At 74.9% G+C, this 16874-nt stretch carries 12 protein-coding genes; 6 read left to right on the top strand and 6 right to left on the bottom strand.

What is annotated here, in order from left to right; all coding sequences use genetic code 11:
* Positions 1 to 4: 4 nt before the first annotated feature.
* The 4 genes from ACFPBZ_RS21940 to moeA all read right to left on the bottom strand — a co-directional run bounded on the left by ACFPBZ_RS21940 (position 5) and on the right by moeA (position 5616).
* Positions 5 to 2335, bottom strand: a complete 2331-nt coding sequence (locus ACFPBZ_RS21940; RefSeq protein ID WP_378038242.1) for an AAA family ATPase — start codon at positions 2333 to 2335, stop codon at positions 5 to 7.
* Positions 2332 to 3285, bottom strand: a complete 954-nt coding sequence (locus tag ACFPBZ_RS21935; RefSeq protein ID WP_378038241.1) for a CDP-alcohol phosphatidyltransferase family protein — start codon at positions 3283 to 3285, stop codon at positions 2332 to 2334. Before ACFPBZ_RS21935 ends, ACFPBZ_RS21940 begins: the two co-directional genes overlap by 4 nt.
* Positions 3285 to 4073, bottom strand: coding sequence for a phosphatidylserine decarboxylase (locus ACFPBZ_RS21930; protein ID WP_378038240.1), 789 nt, complete (start codon positions 4071 to 4073; stop codon positions 3285 to 3287). The genes ACFPBZ_RS21935 and ACFPBZ_RS21930 overlap by 1 nt, the downstream gene beginning before the upstream one ends.
* Positions 4074 to 4386: 313 nt before the next feature.
* Entirely contained in the window at positions 4387 to 5616 is a 1230-nt protein-coding gene (gene moeA / locus ACFPBZ_RS21925; RefSeq protein ID WP_378038298.1) for a molybdopterin molybdotransferase MoeA, read from the bottom strand.
* Positions 5617 to 5747: 131 nt separating this feature from the next.
* On the opposite strand from moeA, the gene ACFPBZ_RS21920 reads away from it, so the two are divergent.
* Positions 5748 to 6899 carry a serine/threonine-protein kinase gene (locus tag ACFPBZ_RS21920; RefSeq protein WP_378038239.1) on the top strand — a complete coding sequence of 384 codons (1152 nt, stop codon included), beginning with the start codon at positions 5748 to 5750 and terminating at the stop codon, positions 6897 to 6899.
* A 181-nt stretch (positions 6900 to 7080) separates the two neighbouring features.
* Positions 7081 to 8715, top strand: a complete 1635-nt coding sequence (gene groL, locus ACFPBZ_RS21915; RefSeq protein ID WP_378038238.1) for a chaperonin GroEL — start codon at positions 7081 to 7083, stop codon at positions 8713 to 8715.
* A gap of 91 nt (positions 8716 to 8806) precedes the next feature.
* Here the strand turns inward: groL and ACFPBZ_RS21910 are convergent, their stop codons facing one another.
* On the bottom strand, positions 8807 to 9178 hold the full coding sequence (locus tag ACFPBZ_RS21910) for a MarR family winged helix-turn-helix transcriptional regulator (protein ID WP_378038237.1): 372 nt from the start codon (positions 9176 to 9178) through the stop codon (positions 8807 to 8809).
* A gap of 145 nt (positions 9179 to 9323) precedes the next feature.
* Here ACFPBZ_RS21910 and ACFPBZ_RS21905 point away from each other — a divergent pair, with 145 nt between their 5' ends.
* The 3 genes from ACFPBZ_RS21905 (at position 9324) to ACFPBZ_RS21895 (ending at position 12419) form a co-directional block, all read left to right on the top strand.
* Positions 9324 to 10433 (top strand): aminoglycoside phosphotransferase/kinase family protein, encoded by a 1110-nt coding sequence (locus tag ACFPBZ_RS21905; RefSeq protein WP_378038236.1) that lies wholly within the window; start codon positions 9324 to 9326, stop codon positions 10431 to 10433.
* Between the two features lie 71 nt (positions 10434 to 10504).
* Positions 10505 to 11803, top strand: coding sequence for an MFS transporter (locus tag ACFPBZ_RS21900; RefSeq protein WP_378038235.1), 1299 nt, complete (start codon positions 10505 to 10507; stop codon positions 11801 to 11803).
* Between the two features lie 157 nt (positions 11804 to 11960).
* Positions 11961 to 12419: a YccF domain-containing protein gene (locus tag ACFPBZ_RS21895; RefSeq protein WP_378038297.1), complete on the top strand. Its 459-nt coding sequence runs from the start codon at positions 11961 to 11963 to the stop codon at positions 12417 to 12419.
* Here ACFPBZ_RS21895 and ACFPBZ_RS21890 read toward each other — a convergent pair.
* Positions 12416 to 14086: a DNA repair helicase XPB gene (locus tag ACFPBZ_RS21890; protein ID WP_378038234.1), complete on the bottom strand. Its 1671-nt coding sequence runs from the start codon at positions 14084 to 14086 to the stop codon at positions 12416 to 12418. The genes ACFPBZ_RS21895 and ACFPBZ_RS21890 overlap by 4 nt on opposite strands.
* Before the next feature lie 557 nt (positions 14087 to 14643).
* Here ACFPBZ_RS21890 and ACFPBZ_RS21885 point away from each other — a divergent pair.
* A partial coding sequence (locus ACFPBZ_RS21885; protein WP_378038233.1) for a sensor histidine kinase occupies positions 14644 to 16874 on the top strand: 2231 nt, incomplete at its 3' end.

Genomic DNA, 16874 nt, shown 5'->3' with positions numbered 1-16874 from the left:
CCGCTCACGTCCCCCGCGTCGCGTAGGCCTGCAGCTCCGCGAGCTGCTGCGGGTCGAGCGAGGGCCGCACCCGCTCACGGGCCGCGGCGAACTGGGCCGCGGTCACCTCGGTCGAGTCGAGCGAGGCCCGCATCGCGGTCAGCGCCGCCTCCCGGACGAGTGCCGCGCAGTCGGCCGCGGAGTAGCCGTCGAGGTCCTCGGCGAGGGCGTCGAGGTCGACGTCGTCGGCCAGGGGCGTCGCCTTGGACGTGGCGCGCAGGATCGCCGCCCGGGCCTCCGCGTCGGGCGGCGGCACGTAGATCTGGCGCTCGAGACGCCCGGGCCGCAGCAGCGCGGGGTCGATCAGCTCGGGGCGGTTGGTGGCGCCGAGGACGACGACGTCGCGCAGCGGGGTCGCCCCGTCGAGCTCGGTGAGCAGCGCCGCGACCACCCGGTCGGCCACCCCGGAGTCGGTCGACCCGCCCCGGCGCGGCGCGAGCGCGTCGACCTCGTCGAGGAACACCAGCGCGGGCGCGGCGTCCGCGGCCCGCCGGAAGAGCTCGCGCACCGCCCGCTCGGACTCCCCGACGTACTTGTCGAGCAGTTCCGCGCCCTTCACGACGAACACGTTGAGCTGGCCCGTGCCGGCCAGCGCCCGCATGAGGAACGTCTTGCCGCCGCCGGGCGGCCCGTAGAGCAGCACCCCGCGGGGCGGGTCGACGCCGAGGCGGGCGAACGAGTCGGGGTAGCTCAGCGGCCAGAGCACGGTCTCGGTGAGCGCCTGCTTGGTCTCGACCATGTCGCCGACGTCGTCGAGGGTCAGCCCGCCCGCGTGCAGCGTCTGCGATCCCGACGACGACAGCGACACCGGCCGCACCGACGTCACCGCGCCGAGCAGGTCGTCCTGGCCGAGCCGGAGCCCGTCCTCCGTCGAGTCGCCGCGCAGTGCCGCGCGGACCGCCGCCTCCCGTCGCAGGGCCACGAGGTCGGCCGCGACGAATCCCGGGGTCCGCAGCCCGACGGCGCCGAGGTCGACGTCGCCGGCGAGCGGGACGTCGCGCAGCAGCACCCGCAGGAGCTCGCCGCGCTCCCGGTCGCCCGGGGCGGGCAGGCCGAGCTCGCGGTCGACCAGGTCGGGCGCGCGCAGCCGCGGGTCGACGGCCTCGCCGCCCTGCGCCGTCGTCACCAGCGCCACGCCCGCGACGACCGCGGCGCGCAGCTCGTCGAGCACCACCGTCGCCAGCGGCGGCGGGTCGGTGGACGGCAGGAGCGTCTCGACGTCGGGGACCAGCAGCACCGTCGGCCCGTCGCCCGAGCGGGCCCGGCCGCACGCCGTGCGCACCCGCTCCGCGGCCGCCCCGGCCTCGAGTGCGGCCGCTCCGGGGGCGTCCAGCACGACGACGCGCACGTCGGCCTCGGCGGCCACCGACCGCACGAGGGTCGTCCGTCCGACGCCCTCGGGCCCGGTCACGAGCACCCCGAGCCGGGCGGCCGCCCCGAGCCGGGTCAGCAGCTCCGGGCGGCGGAAGACCAGGTCGAGCCACTCCCGCAGCCGCCGGGCCGCGTCCTGGTGCCCGACGAGGTCGTTCACGGCGACCTCGGGCAGCGGTTCCGGCTCGACGACGGGGGCGGGAGCGGGCGCCGGGGTCCCGGCCGACGCGGCCGCGAGCCCCGGACCGGGCGCGGCGGGACCGGTGGCCCGCGGGGCGGAGGCGAAGAACCCGGACGGCGCGAAGGACGGCGCGGGGGTCTCGCGGGCGGCCCCGGTGCGGCGGCCGCCCTGCCACTCGACGACGGTGCTGGGGGAGACGACGAAGGCCGCGGAGCCCGCCGGTTCGGCGTCGACCACGGTCACGAGCTCGGTGGTCCAGGTCCCGCCGAGCTCGGCGGACAGGCGGGTGCGGGTGCCGGCGGCGTCGGCGCCCGGGATCGGGGCCAGGTCCTGGGGCAGCAGCGAGACGGTGTCGCCGGGGGCGAGCACCTTCCCGGTGAGCGCCAGGCGCAGCGTCTCGGGCGCCACGGCGGTCGACGCGAGCCGGGAGCCGGCCACGGTGATCGTCCGGGCCGCGGTGACGGTCACGGGCTCCACGGCCACGGCGGTCCCCGCGACGATGCCGGCGTTGACCATCGCGGTCTCGTCGAGCGTCGCCGTGCCCGGGGCGGTCATCCCCACCGCGGGCGCGGCCAGCGCGACGGTCGCCCGCGTCCCGACGAGCCGGACCGCGTCCCACTCCGCGAGGCCGAGCGCGGCGAAGACCTCGCCGTGCAGCCGGACCACGCCGCGGCGGGCGTCGACGGCGGAGGTGGAGAGCTGGGCGGTGAGGGTCACCTGCGCGCTGCCGGTCGGTGTGCTCACGGCTGGTCACCTCCCCGTCGACGGTTCGCGCGGCGTACCCCGAGGCGCGGGGTCCCACCCGCGCGCTCGCCGGGACGCTCGCGGTTGATCGTGCGGCGGCCGGCCCGGGCCGCGGCGCCGGCGACGCGACGGGGGAGCGGGCGGCGCGGGGGAGCCAGCCCGAGGCGGCGGTGGGCCCGCCGGACGGCGCGGCGCTGGCGCGGCGGCACGTGCCAGACCTCGGGGTGCTGCCCGAGCCAGCGGTACCGGTACGCGGCGTAGGGGATGTGGGCGAGGTAGGCCAGGATCGCGACCGGGTAGAGCGCGAACGGGAAGGCCACGATCGCGGCCGCCACGAGCGCCACCAGGACGAGCGCGGGCGCCACCGCCGCGGGCGGCACCCGGACGCTCTTGAGCGACGCCGTCGGGATGCGCGAGATCATCAGCACCGCCGAGAGCACCGTCCAGACCGCGACGACCGCCGGCGCCGACCACCAGCCCGGCCCGAGCAGCAGCTCGGTCGCCAGCGGGGTCAGCGCGACGAGGGCGCCGGCGGGGGCGGGGACCCCCACGAAGAACTCGCTCGCGAAGGGCGGGGCCTCGGTGTCGTCGGACAGGGTGTTGAAGCGGGCGAGGCGCAGGGCCGCGGAGACCACCAGCACCAGGGCGACGACCCAGCCGACGCGCAGGTCGTTCAGCGACCACAGGAAGAGGATCAGCGCCGGCGAGACGCCGAAGGAGATGCAGTCCGAGAGCGAGTCGAGCTCCGCCCCGATCCGGCTCGTGGCGTCGAGCAGGCGGGCGAGACGCCCGTCGAGGGCGTCGAAGACCCCGGCGAGGGCGACGCAGGCGACCGCGGCGACGGTGTTGCCCGCGACCATGAACTGCACGCCCGAGAGCCCGGAGCACAGCGCCAGGACGGTGACGGCGTTCGGCAGCAGCCGGACGCCGGGGGCGGTGGAGGCCGGCACTAGGGCGTCATCCCCGTCGCCGCGCTCGCGAGCTGCGCGAGCACGGTCTCGGCGCCGACGGTCCGCTGGCCGACCGTCACGCCGATCTCCGACCCGGGCGGGAGCAGGAGGTCGACCCGCGACCCGAAGCGGATGAGCCCGTAGGTCTCGCCCGCCGCGACCTCGTCGCCCGCTCTCGCGTCGCACACGATCCGGCGCGCCACCAGGCCCGCGATCTGGACGACGGCGAGGTCGCGGCCCGCGGTGTCGCGCAGCCACAGCGAGGTGCGGGAGTTGGCCTCGCTGGCCTCGGGGAGGTCGGCGGAGACGAAGGTGCCGGGCCGGTGCTCGACGGCGAGGACCTGGCCGTCGGCCGGGATGCGCTGGACGTGCACGTCGTAGACCGAGAGGAAGACGCTGACCCGGGGGCGGGGCCCGGCCGGGAAGCCCTTCGCGACGAGCTCCGGCGGGGCCTCGGCGTCGCCGATCACCGACACCGTGCCGTCGGCGGGGGCCACCGCGATGTCGGCGCGGCGCGGGGTCGTGCGGTGCGGCGCCCGGAAGAACGCGGCGACCGCGGCCGTCGTCAGGAAGGCCCCGAACGTGCCGCGACCCCGCAGGGCGCGGACCGCGAGGCCGCCCGCGGCGACGGCGCCGATCACCGGGGCGCCCCCGCGGTGCAGCGGCGGCAGCGTCTCGCGCACGAGGTCGACGGCGTGCAGCACCGGGTTCCGGCGCGGGGCGGGGAGCTTCTCGCGCGCGGTGGCGGAGGGGTCACCCGGGGCGGGGGAGCGATCGGGCACGGTCATCCCTTGGTCGACGACGGGCGGAACCGAATCTATCGGGACGACCCGGGAGGGGCCGGGGCCGCCATCCCCCGAGACGGCGACCCCGGCCGAGAACCGCTCGTCCGCTCCCCAGCGACAAGCGGTTGGCTGACGCGGATCCCACTCGATCCGCCATCGGGCTACCCGGCGTCGAACTCGACGGGCGAGCCCGCATGAGAGTTCTCACACATGGTGCCTGATCTTTCCCGTGCCACCAAATGCGATTCCCCCCGACGGCCCAGCGACGACACTCGGACGGGGGCGTTCGGGTCGGCGGGAGAGGCGCTAGCGCGGCTCAGGGCGTGTCGAGCAACCACACCTCGACGTCGGAGCCCGCGGCCACCTCGGTGACCTCCGCCGGGACCACGAGCAGGCAGTCGGCCTGCGCGAGCGCAGCGAGCAGGTGCGAGCCGGCGCCGCCGACGGGCGCGACCGTGCCGGTCACGGCGTCGAGCCGGCCGCGCCGGAACTGGCGGCGGCCGGCGGGCGAGTGCAGGTCCTCGGACACCCGGGCCCGCACCCTCGGCCGGTCGGGCTCGGGGTGACCGGCCGCGCGGCGCAGGGCGGGCCGGACGAACACCTCGAACGAGACCAGGGAGCTCACCGGGTTGCCCGGCAGCGTCACCACGGCGACGTCGGCGCCCGGGTCCCCGGTCGCGCCGTCGGCCCGGTAGCGCCCGGCGCCCTGCGGCATGCCCGGCTGCATCGCGACCTTGGTGAACTCGATCCCGCGCCGGGAGAAGGCGTCCTTGACCACCTCGTAGGCGCCCGCGCTGACCCCGCCGGAGGTCACGACGAGGTCCGTCGGCTCGGCGAGGGCCGCGTCCAGCGTCGTCAGGAACTCGCCGACGTCGTCGGGCACGAAGCGCAGCAGCCGGGACACCCCGCCCGCGTCGTCGACCGCGGCGGCGAGCATCGGCCCGTTCGACTCGTGGATCTGGCCGTGGCGCAGGGGCTCGCCCGGCGCGACGAGCTCGGAGCCGGTGGAGAGCACGAGGACGCGCGGGCGCCGGTGCACGCTGAGCTCCGGGGCGCCGACCGCCGCGGCGAGGCCGATCTGCGCGGCGCCCAGCACGGTGCCGGCGGTGAGCACCACCTGGCCCGCGACGACGTCGTCGCCGGCGGTGCGCACGCTCTGCCCGCTGCCGACCGCCCGCTCGATCGTCACCGTCGCGCCGGGCAGCCCGCCGTCGGTCCACTCGACCTGGACGACCGCGTCGGCGCCCTCCGGCAGCGGCGCGCCGGTCATGATCCGGTGGACGGTGCCGGGCGCGAGCGGCGGCCCGTCGACGCGGCCGGCCGGGACGTCCTCGACGACGGGCAGCGTGACCGGGGTCCCGACGAGGTCGGCGGCGCGCACGGCATAGCCGTCCATGGCCGAGTTCGCGAACGGCGGCAGCGCCACCGGCGAGGTGAGGTCGGCGGCGAGGACCCGGCCGCGGGCGTCCGCCAGCGCCACGCTCTCGGTGCCGGTGGGGCCGAGCAGGGCCGCGACGACGGCGGCGTGCTCGGCCACCGGTCGCATGGCCCCCGGATCGCCGTGGTCGTGTCCGTGTCCGCTGCTCACGGGCCGACATCGTGCCCCGGCGGCGCCCGCGGGGCGCGGTCGGCCCGATCGGGCCCCCGGCCGGTCGGCCGGGGCCTACCCTCGGCGCCGTGACCCGGGCCCACGCCACCGAGGACCTCACCGGGTCCTCGCTCGGCCGCTTCCGGCTCGAGGGCGTGATCGGGCGCGGCGGGATGAGCACCGTCTACCGCGCCACCGACACCCGGCTGGGGCGCGTGGTGGCGCTCAAGGTCATCGACCCGGCGCTCGCGGCCGACGAGGAGTTCCGCGACCGCTTCGTCGACGAGGCCCGCAACACCTCCGCCGTCGACCACCCGCACGTGGTGCCGCTCTACGACGTCGACAGCGCCGAGCTCGCCGACGCCGGCCCGCGCCTCTACATCGCGATGCGATTCGTCGAGGGGCCCGACCTCGCCGCGCTCCTCGGGGGCGGGCCCCTCGCCCCGGAGCGGACGCTGCGCCTGCTCGACCAGGTCGCCGACGCGCTCGACGCCGTGCACGCCCACGGGCTCGTGCACCTCGACGTGAAGCCCGCCAACGTCCTCGTCGGGGGCACCACCACCGGCGTCGAGCACGCCTACCTCGCCGACTTCGGGCTCACCCACCACGGCGCCACCGGTCACCGCACCCGCTCCGGGGACTTCCTCGGCTCGCCCACCTACGCCGCGCCCGAGCACCTGCGCGGCGAGCCGGTCGACGCCCGCACCGACGTCTACTCCCTCGGCTGCGTCCTCCACACCTGCCTCTCGGGCCGGGCGCCCTACCGCGGGTCGGTCACCGAGGTCATCGCCGCCCACCTCGCCGGGGACGTCCCCGCGGTGTCCGGCGACCCCCGCGGCCTCGGCCCGGACGTCGACGCGCTCCTGCGCCGCGCGCTGGCCACCGACCCCGCCCCCCGGCCCGCGGGGGCCCGCGAGCTCATGGCGGACGCCCGCGCGGCCCTCACGCACCACCCGGCCCGGCCGCTGCCGGACCGCTCCGTCCCGGCCGCCATCGTCACGACGAGGCCGCCGGGGCCCGTCCGGCCGTCGTCGGGTGGCGTCCCGGCGCGCCCGCCGGTGCCGCCGCGCACCGTCCCGGGGCCGCTGCGGACCCAGGAGCGGTCGATCCCCGCCGACCGGGGCGCCTTCGGGCGCGACCGTCCGGCCGTCCCGCCCCTCGGGCCCGTGCCGGCGGCGACCCTCACGGCCCTCGTGGTCGTCGCCGCGCTCGTGCTCCTCCTGGTGCTCGTGCTGGGCTGAACGGCGGGCGCGCGACGGGCCGGCCCTGCTTGCACTCGACCCACCCGAGTGCCAGAATCGGGCTGGCACTCGGTAGTGTCGAGTGCCAGGTCGGGTCGGTGAGGCCGGCGCAATGGAGCCGGTCGTCCGTCGCGGGCACCGCCTGACCGCGCACACGTGTCCACATCGGAGGACCACCCGTATGGCCAAGATGATCGCGTTCGACGAAGAGGCCCGTCGCGGCCTCGAGCGTGGGATGAACACCCTCGCGGACGCCGTCAAGGTGACGCTCGGCCCGCGTGGCCGCAACGTCGTGCTGGAGAAGAAGTGGGGCGCCCCCACGATCACCAACGACGGTGTCTCCATCGCGAAGGAGATCGAGCTCGAGGACCCCTGGGAGAAGATCGGGGCCGAGCTCGTCAAGGAGGTCGCGAAGAAGACCGACGACGTCGCCGGTGACGGAACCACCACCGCGACCGTCCTCGCCCAGGCCCTCGTCCGCGAGGGGCTTCGCAACGTCGCCGCCGGCGCCAACCCCATGGCGCTGAAGAAGGGCATCGAGAAGGCCGTCGAGGCCGTCTCGCAGTCGCTCCTGAAGTCCGCCAAGGAGGTCGAGACCAAGGAGCAGATCGCTGCCACCGCCTCGATCTCGGCCGCCGACCCGCAGATCGGCGAGCTCATCGCCGAGGCGATGGACAAGGTCGGCAAGGAAGGCGTCATCACGGTCGAGGAGTCGCAGACCTTCGGGCTCGAGCTCGAGCTCACCGAGGGCATGCGCTTCGACAAGGGCTACATCTCGCCCTACTTCGTCACCGACCAGGACCGGATGGAGGCGGAGCTGGACGACCCCTACGTCCTGCTCATGTCCTCCAAGATCTCCTCGGTGAAGGACCTGCTCCCGCTGCTGGAGAAGGTCATGCAGTCCGGCAAGCCGCTGGCGATCATCTCGGAGGACGTCGAGGGCGAGGCCCTGGCCACCCTGGTCGTCAACAAGATCCGTGGCACCTTCAAGTCGGTCGCCGTCAAGGCCCCCGGCTTCGGTGACCGCCGCAAGGCGATGCTCGCCGACATGGCGATCCTCACCGGCGGCGAGGTCATCTCGGAGGAGGTCGGCCTCAAGCTCGAGACCGCCGACCTCACCCTCCTGGGCCGCGCCCGCAAGGTCACGGTCTCCAAGGACGAGACGACGATCGTGGACGGTGCCGGCGACGCCGAGCAGATCGCGGGTCGCGTGACCCAGATCCGCTCGGAGATCGACCGCTCGGACTCCGACTACGACCGCGAGAAGCTCCAGGAGCGTCTCGCCAAGCTCGCCGGCGGCGTCGCGGTCATCCGCGCCGGTGCCGCGACCGAGGTCGAGCTCAAGGAGCGCAAGCACCGCATCGAGGACGCGGTGCGCAACGCCAAGGCCGCGGTCGAGGAGGGCATCGTCGCCGGCGGCGGCGTCGCCCTGCTGCAGGCCTCGGCCGGCGACGTCTTCTCCGGCCTCGGGCTGGACGGGGACGAGGCCACCGGCGCCAACATCGTGCGCACCGCGCTCGAGGCGCCGCTGAAGCAGATCGCGCACAACGCCGGCCTCGAGCCCGGCGTCGTCGCGGAGAAGGTCCGCGGTCTCGCGCTCGGTGAGGGCCTCGACGCCGCCACCGGCGAGTACAAGGACCTGATCAAGGCCGGCATCATCGACCCGGCCAAGGTCACCCGCTCGGCGCTGCAGAACGCCGCGTCGATCGCCGCGCTGTTCCTCACCACCGAGGCCGTCGTGGCCGACAAGCCCGAGAAGGGTGGCGCCGGTGCCGGCGCCGACCCCACGGGCGGCATGGGCGGCATGGACTTCTAGTCCGCGCCTTCCCACCTCGACGAGGCCCGCACTCCCGCTCCGGCGGGGGTGCGGGCCTTCGTCGTGTGCGGGCCGGACCGTGTCGCGGGGCTCAGGACGAGGGCGACCGGTCCTCGACGGTGTCCCGCCAGAGCTCGCGCAGCACCGAGGCGGCCACGGCCCACCGGTCGGCGCCGACCCGCTCGGCCAGTTCCTCCTCCCGGCGCCCGAGGGCGGCGCGCAGGGCCGCCTCGACCCGGTGCCCGGTGGCGGTGCGCCGGACGAGCCGCGCCCGACGGTCGTCCGGGTCCGGCATCACCTCGACGTAGCCGCCGTCGAGCAGGGGCTGCAGGGTCTGGGCCAGGGCCTGCTTGGTCAGCCCGCTCACCTCGGCGAGCCGCGCGACCCGGGTGCCGGCGACCGGCAGGGCGGCGAGCAGGCGGTGGTGACGCGCCCCGAGGCCCGGCGCGTGCTCGTCGGACACCGCGAGGATCGTGTGCCGCAGGTCCCGGAGCAGCTGCTCGAGGAGTCCCGGCAGCGGCGGTTCGACAAGTTCGTTGACGATGGTTCGCCTCCCTGGCACACTCCCGCTATTCGACAAGCAACTTGACCTTACCGGGAGCGCGACCATGCCACCGACCTTGCCCGGAGGGACCCGGACCGCCGACCTCGAGCCGGGGGTGGCCCGGCTGTTGGGGGTTCCCGTCGAGAGCCTCGAGGTCGGGGTGGTCGAACCGGTGGCCCACGTGGCGACGGCACCGACCACCGCGGGTCTGTCCCGGGTGTCGCTCGTGGCCCGGTCGGCCGACGGCGGGTGCACCCCGGTCCGGCTGGTCGTCAAGGTGCTCCGACCGGCCCGCTACGGCCTGCCCCCGCAGATGCCCGACGAGGCCCGGGCGCACCTGGACCGCACCATCCCGTGGCGGCTCGAGGCCGACGTCGTCACCGGGCTGCGGCCCGACCGGTTCCCGCCCGGGCTGGGCCTCCCGGCGCTCGTGGCGCTGTCGGTCCGGGACGAGGAGGTGGCGCTCTGGCAGGAGGAGGTCGCGGTGCACGGCGCGCCGTGGACCGCCGGGGACGTGGTGCGGGCCGCCGGCCTGCTCGGGCGCCTCGCCGCCCGGCGCGCGCACGACCCGGTGCCGTGGGCCGGCCCCACCTTCGTGCGGTCCTTCCTCGACGACGCGGTGCGGACGTGGGCGATGCCGCTGCTGGGCGCCCCGGAGGCCTGGGACCACCCGGAGTTCGAGGCCGCGGTGGCCCGCGGGCTCGAGGGACCGGTCCGGGCCCTCATGGCCGACGTGGCGTCCGACGACGGTCCCGGGGTCGCCCCGCTCGCCGGCGTGCCCGCGCTGCCCTCCCACGGCGACCCGACCCCGGACAACCTGCTGCGACCCGCGGCCGACCCGGGCTCCTTCGTGCTGATCGACTGGGCCTCCGCCACCTGCGCCCCGGCCGGGTGGGACGTCGTCCCGCTGGTCTTCGGGCGGGCCGAGGCGGGGCGCGCGCCGGCCGCGGAGGCGGTGGCCGTGCTGCCGCAGGCCGTCGCCGCGTACGGGGAGGGCCTCGCGGAGGAGGGCCACCCCGTCGATCCCGCCGCGCTCGGCGCGGCCGTCCGGGCGATGGTCCGGCTCCGGTACGGCATGACCGTGCTGCCGCTCGACGCCCTCGCCGGTTCCCGGGAGCGCACCAGCGGCCGGGACCGGCAGGCCGACCTCGTGGCGGCCGTGCTCGACCTCTGACCCGATTCGTTCCCAAAGTCGGTCTCATCACCTACGGTGCGTGCGCGGCAGCCGACGGTAGGGGAGCGCTCATGAGCCAGGTGGCGGACTCGTCGTCCACCGAACGTCACAAGCTTCCGGTCCGAACGCTCGTGGCGGCCAGCATCGGCAACGCCGTCGAGTGGTTCGACTGGACGATCTACGCGACGTTCGCGGTCTACTTCTCCTCGCAGTTCTTCGACAAGTCGAACCCGACGCTGGCCCTGATCGGCACCACGTCGACCTACGCGCTCGCGTTCTTCTTCCGCCCGCTCGGCGGCGTGATCCTCGGTCGCCTCGCCGACCTGCGGGGCCGCAAGTTCGCCATGCTCGTCACGATCATGCTCATGGCCGGCGGGTCGCTCCTGATCGCCGTCCTGCCCACCTACGCCCTGGTGGGGTGGCTGGCGCCGATCCTCCTGCTGCTCGCCCGCATCGCCCAGGGGCTCTCGCTCGGGGGAGAGGTCTCGAACGCGAGCGCCTACCTCGCCGAGATCGCCCCGCCGGCCCGCCGCGGCCGGTACTCGAGCTTCTTCTACATCTCCACCGGCACGGCGCTGCTGGCCGCCTCGCTGCTCGGGCTGCTGCTGACGACGCAGCTCGACCGACCCCAGCTCGAGTCCTACGGCTGGCGCATCGCCTTCGCGGTCGGTGGAGTTCTCGGCATCGTCGGCCTCTGGCTGCGCCGGACGCTGACCGAGACCGACCAGTTCGAGGAGAACGTGGCCAAGGCGAAGGCCACGAAGAACCCGCTGCTGCGGACGCTGACCCACTACCCGCGCTCGGTGCTCCAGCTCTTCGGTTTCACGCTGCTCTCGACCCTCTGCTACTACACGTTCTTCAGCGCCCTGACGCCGTTCGCGGTGCAGTTCCGCGGGGCCGCGGGCAGCGACGTGTTCCTCGCGCTGTCGATCGGGACGGTCGTGTTCATCGCGCTCCAGTACCCGATGGGCGCGTGCGCCGACCGGTTCGGCCGCAAGCCCCAGATGCTGGTGTGGTCGGCCGCGTTCGCCGTGCTCATCGTGCCCCTGAGCCTGCTCATCACCGAGAACCCACCGGTGATCAACCTGATCGTCGTGTTCTCGGTCGGCCTCGGGCTCTACGCGGTGTTCTCCTCGATCGCCCCCGCGATCATGAGCGAGATCTTCCCGACCGAGCTGCGCGCCCTCGGGATCGGCGCCTGGTACAACCTCACGGTCGCCGTCTTCGGCGGGACCGCGCCGCTGCTGATCGCCGCGCTGTCCGGGGCGGGCCGCCCGCAGTTGTTCTTCTGGTACGTCGCCGGCGCGGCCGTCGTGGCGTTCCTGATCATCCTGACGCTGCCCGAGACGAAGGGGCGCGTGCTCGACTAGGCCCCCTCCCGGCCGGAGCGGACGGCACTCCCGCTGCTCCTACGCGCGCGAGCGGGCCGCTCGCTCCGGCCCCGGGCGGTCGTCGGGAACGGGAAATAGTTCCCGCACGCCCGGGCCGCTCCCGGCCCGGACCCGGCATCCTGGACCCATGGAAGGTCTGCGGATCCTGCTGAACCTCGTCTGGCTCGTCCTGGCGGGGGTGTGGATGGCGATCGGCTACGTCATCGCCGGGGTCGTCTGCTGCCTGCTGATCGTGACCATCCCGTGGGGGATCGCCTCGTTCCGCATCGCCCTGTTCACGCTCTGGCCGTTCGGTCAGCGCCTCGAGCGCCGCCCCGACCACGGGGTGGGCTCCACGCTGGGCAACGTCGTCTGGGTCGTCGTGGCCGGCTGGTGGCTCGCGATCGGGCACGCGCTGACCGCGGTCGCCCTGGCCGTGACGATCGTCGGCATCCCGTTCGCGTGGGCCAACCTCAAGCTGATCCCGGTCTCGCTGACGCCGCTCGGGCGCCGGATCGTGGACGTCGACGACCCGCGGGGCTTCGGGGTGGGGCCCGCCTCGGTGACGACCCCCATCCCCGGCGCCCGGCGCGAGGTGCCCTGGTACGGGCGCTAGTCGACCTCGGGCACCGGCGGCCCGAGGATGTCGTCGGCGTCGACGATCCGGTAGGCGTAGCCCTGCTCGGCGAGGAAGCGCTGGCGGTGGGCGGCGTACTCGGCGTCGACCGAGTCGCGCGAGACCACCGAGTAGAAGTGCGCCTGCCGCCCGTCGCCCTTGGGGCGCAGCAGCCGGCCGAGCCGCTGGGCCTCCTCCTGCCGCGACCCGAACGTCCCCGACACCTGTACCGCGACCGAGGCCTCGGGCAGGTCGATCGAGAAGTTCGCGACCTTCGAGACGACGAGGCGCGGCAGCTCGCCGCGGCGGAAGAGGTCGAAGAGCCGCTCCCGCTCCTTGTTCGTCGTCGAGCCCTGGATCACCGGGCAGTCGAGCGCCACCCCGATCTCCTCGAGCTGGTCGATGTAGGCGCCGATCACCAGCGCCGGCTCGCCCTCGTGCTTCTCGAGGATGGAGCGCACTACCGGGATCTTCGTGCGGGCGCACGCGCACATGCGGTAGCGCTCGTCGGCCTCCGAGGTGGCGTAGACGATCCGCTCGTTCTCGGTCATCGTCACGCGGACCTCGACGCAGTCGGCCGGGGCCACCCAGCCCTGGGCCTCGATGTCCTTCCACGGCGCGTCGTAGCGCTTCGGGCCGATGAGGGAGAAGACGTCGCCCTCGCGGTTGTCCTCGCGCACCAGCGTCGCGGTGAGGCCGAGGCGGCGGCGCGACTGCAGGTCGCTCGTCATGCGGAAGACGGGCGCGGGGAGCAGGTGCACCTCGTCGTAGATGATCAGGCCCCAGTCGCGGGAGTCGAAGAGCTCCAGCGCCCGGTACTCGCCCTTGGTCTTGCGCGTCATCACCTGGTACGTGGCGATGGTGACCGGGCGGATCTCCTTGCGCTCCCCGGAGTACTCGCCGATCTCCTCCTCGGTCAGCGACGTCCGGGCGATCAGCTCGCGCTTCCACTGCCGGCCGGCCACGGTGTTCGTGACGAGGATCAGCGTGGTCGCCTTCGCCCGCGCCATGGCGGCCGCACCGACCAGCGTCTTCCCCGCGCCGCAGGGCAGCACGACCACCCCGGAGCCGCCCGCCCAGAAGCCCTCGACGGCGTCGGCCTGGTAGTCGCGCAGCTCCCAGTCGGCCTGGTCGAGCTCGATGGGGTGGGCCTCGCCGTCGACGTAGCCCGCGAGGTCCTCGGCCGGCCAGCCGACCTTGAGCAGCATCTGCTTGAGGTGACCGCGCTGCGACGGGTGCACCGCGACGGTGTCCTCGTCGATCTTCTCGCCGATCATCGGGGCGATCTTCTTGTTGCGCAGCACCTCGGTGAGCACGGCGCGGTCGAACGACACCATGACGAGGCCGTGGACCGGGGAGTTCGTCAGCTGCAGCCGCCCGTAGCGGCCCATGGTCTCGACGACGTCCATGAGCAGGTTCTGTGGGACGGCGAAGCGCGAGTACTTCACGAGGGCGTCGACGACCTGCTCGGCGTCGTGCCCGGCGGCGCGGGCGTTCCACAGCGCGAGCGGGGTGACGCGGTAGGTGTGCACGTGCTCCGGCGCGCGCTCGAGCTCGGCGAACGGCGCGATGGCGGTGCGGGCCGCCTGCGCGTCGGCGTGGTCGACCTCGAGCAGCAGCGTCTTGTCGGACTGGACGATCAGCGGTCCGGTCCCGGGTGTGCTCACGACGTCCGGCCTCCAGGGGTGTCTCGGGGTGCCCGGCGGCGGACCGGGTCCCCTCCATCATCCTCGCCCCGCCGACGGGCTCCGGCGCGCCGTCGGCTCCTGCCACGTCGCGTGAGGTAGGGGTCCGATCGGGGGCGGCCGCCGACGCAGAGATGATCTCGTCGGTGGGGCGGGATACACTCCTCGACCACCGACCACTGCTCCGAGGAGCGACTACCACCCGACGGGGCCGGCGCGGCACACCGACCGTGTGTCCACGTCCGGCTGCTCTGCTGCTCCCTGCCCGGCGTCGGGCGTCCCGGGTGCCGAACCGGCCCGGAGGCCCGACCGAACGAGGTGACGGACCCACCGCTCATGCGACCGACCGCCCGACGTGTACGTAGCGCACACGTCTCTACGACATCCGAGGTGACCTCGTCACTCTCAGGACAATCCCGCGGTCGAGGCGACGGCAGTGTAGCTCATGAACAACTACGCAGGGTGCGGCAGGCGTCCGTTCGAGGACGTGGGTCTCCGGCAGGCGATCGACCGACCGGTGCACAGGGAAGGACCAGCGCGTGACCGCTCCCGTCCGACGGACCGACGCGCGAGGCGACTCCCGCGGCGGCGCTGCCCCCGACTCCGGCGCGGAGGGTCGTCCCTCGCTCGGTGAGCGGCTCGCGCTCCGCAACTGGAGTCTGCCGGTCAAGCTCGCCGCGGTGCTGCTGGTGCCGACGCTGTTCGTCATCACGCTCGGCGTGCTCCGCATCGTCGAGCAGACCGACAAGGCCAGCTCGTACGACGGGGTGCAGCAGGCGGTCGCCCTCGAGAACCGCAACGCCTCGCTGCTCTCCACCCTCGACGTCGAGCGGCGCGCGGCCGCGGTCTTCCTCGCCACCAACCGCGCGGGCGGCTTCGCCCCGGTGCAGCAGGCGGTCGACCGGACGGTCGACCAGGTCAACCAGCTGCGCAGCGCCTACGAGTCGGCCGACTCGGTCGACGCCCAGACCCGCACGGCCTACCGGGGGGCCTTCAACGCCGTCGAGGGTCTCGACCGGGTGCGCGACGACGTCCGGGGCGGCGCGATCGACCCCGCCGGGGCGATCTCGCGCTACACCGACGCCACCGCCTCGGTGCTGACCTTCGACGAGTCCCTCACCCGCGAGGCGGCCGACCCGTCCATCGCCGGGCTGTCGACCGGGCTCTACGCGCTCTCGGTGGTGCGCGAGCAGGACGCGTACGTCCAGGCCGTGGTCGCGGCGGCCATCGCCGGCGGCCGGATCGACGCCCCGTCGATCGACCAGGCGCGCAACGCCACGCTGCGCCGCACCATCGCCGTCGACGAGTTCCGCAGTGCCGTCGGCACTGACAACGCCGCGCTCGCCGACGGGGTCGTCGGCCCCGACGTCGACCAGCGCGATCGGCTGGCCCAGGTGGTGCTCGGCCGCGGGAGCGCGGGCCTGCCCCTGCAGGTCTCCGCCCAGGACTGGGACACCGCCTCCGACGCCGTGCAGCAACGGGTCGGCGACGTCTCCCGGCAGCTGCGCGACCGCCTGCAGGGCAACGCCGGCGAGCTGCAGAACGACGCCCGCAACGCCGCCGGCATCGCCTCCGTCGTGCTGCTGCTCGCCCTGATGGCGGGCGCCGCGGTGGTCTTCTTCGTCACCCGCTCCCTGCTGCGGCCGCTGCGCCTCCTGCGGCGCACGGCCCTCGACGTGGCCGAGCGCCGCCTGCCCGACGCCGTCCGCAGCCTGCGGGAGGGCCAGGAGCCCTCCACCGAGGTCGCCCGCACCCCGATCGAGACCCGCGAGGAGATCGGGCAGGTCGCCCGCGCGTTCGACCAGGTGCACGAGCAGGCGGTGCGCCTCGCGGCCGAGCAGGCGGGCCTCCGGTCGGCCTTCAACAGCATCTTCGTCAACCTCTCCCGCCGCTCCCAGACCCTCGTCGAGCGCCAGCTCCGGCTCATCGAGCAGCTGGAGAACAAGGAGGAGGACCCCGACGCGCTGGCCGACCTGTTCCAGCTCGACCACCTCGCGACGCGCATGCGCCGCAACTCGGAGAACCTCCTCGTGCTCTCCGGCACCGACGTCGCGCGGCGGGGCACCCGGCCCGAGCCCCTCGTCGACGTCCTGCGCGCCGCGGCGTCCGAGGTGGAGCAGTACCAGCGGGTGGAGCTCTCCCCGCCGCCGTCGGTGCAGCTGCTCGGGCGCACGGCGGCCGACGTCGTGCACCTCGTCGCGGAGCTCCTCGAGAACGCCACGACCTTCTCCGCCCCCGAGACGCGCGTCGACGTGCTCGCCCGCTCGGAGCACGACGGCTCGGTGATCCTCGAGATCGCCGACCGCGGCGTGGGCATGACCGACGAGGACCTCGCCGACTCCAACCACCGGCTCGCCACCCCGCCCACGGTCGACGTGTCCGCCTCGCGCCGCATGGGCCTGTTCGTGGTCGGCCGCCTCGCGATCCGGCACTCCATCGGCGTCTCGCTGCGGTCGCGCGACGACGGCGGCGTGGTCGCCTCGGTGCGCATCCCCGCGGCCGCGGTGCTCTCCGGCGCGCCGAACCGCCCCGGCGCCGCCCCCTCCACCCGCGCCCTCGGCGGCACCGGCCTCCCGGTCCGCTCCCCGGGCTCCACCCCGCTCGGCGGGGCCCCCGCGAACGGTGCCGCCCGTCCCGAGGCCGGCATCCCCCGTCAGGAGACCCGGACGGGCGCCGCCGACCTGCCCCGCCGCAGCGCCGCGCGTGGCGGGGCCGCCGCGGCCGCCGGGGTGACCGCGGCGGGGGTCGCGTCGTTCTTCACCCCGGCCTC

This window comes from Actinomycetospora atypica, assembly GCF_042653685.1.
In the GTDB taxonomy this organism is placed as follows: domain Bacteria; phylum Actinomycetota; class Actinomycetes; order Mycobacteriales; family Pseudonocardiaceae; genus Actinomycetospora; species Actinomycetospora atypica.
The sequence above is the reverse complement of the archived record's forward strand: the minus strand, read 5'-3'. Positions and strand labels throughout refer to the sequence as shown.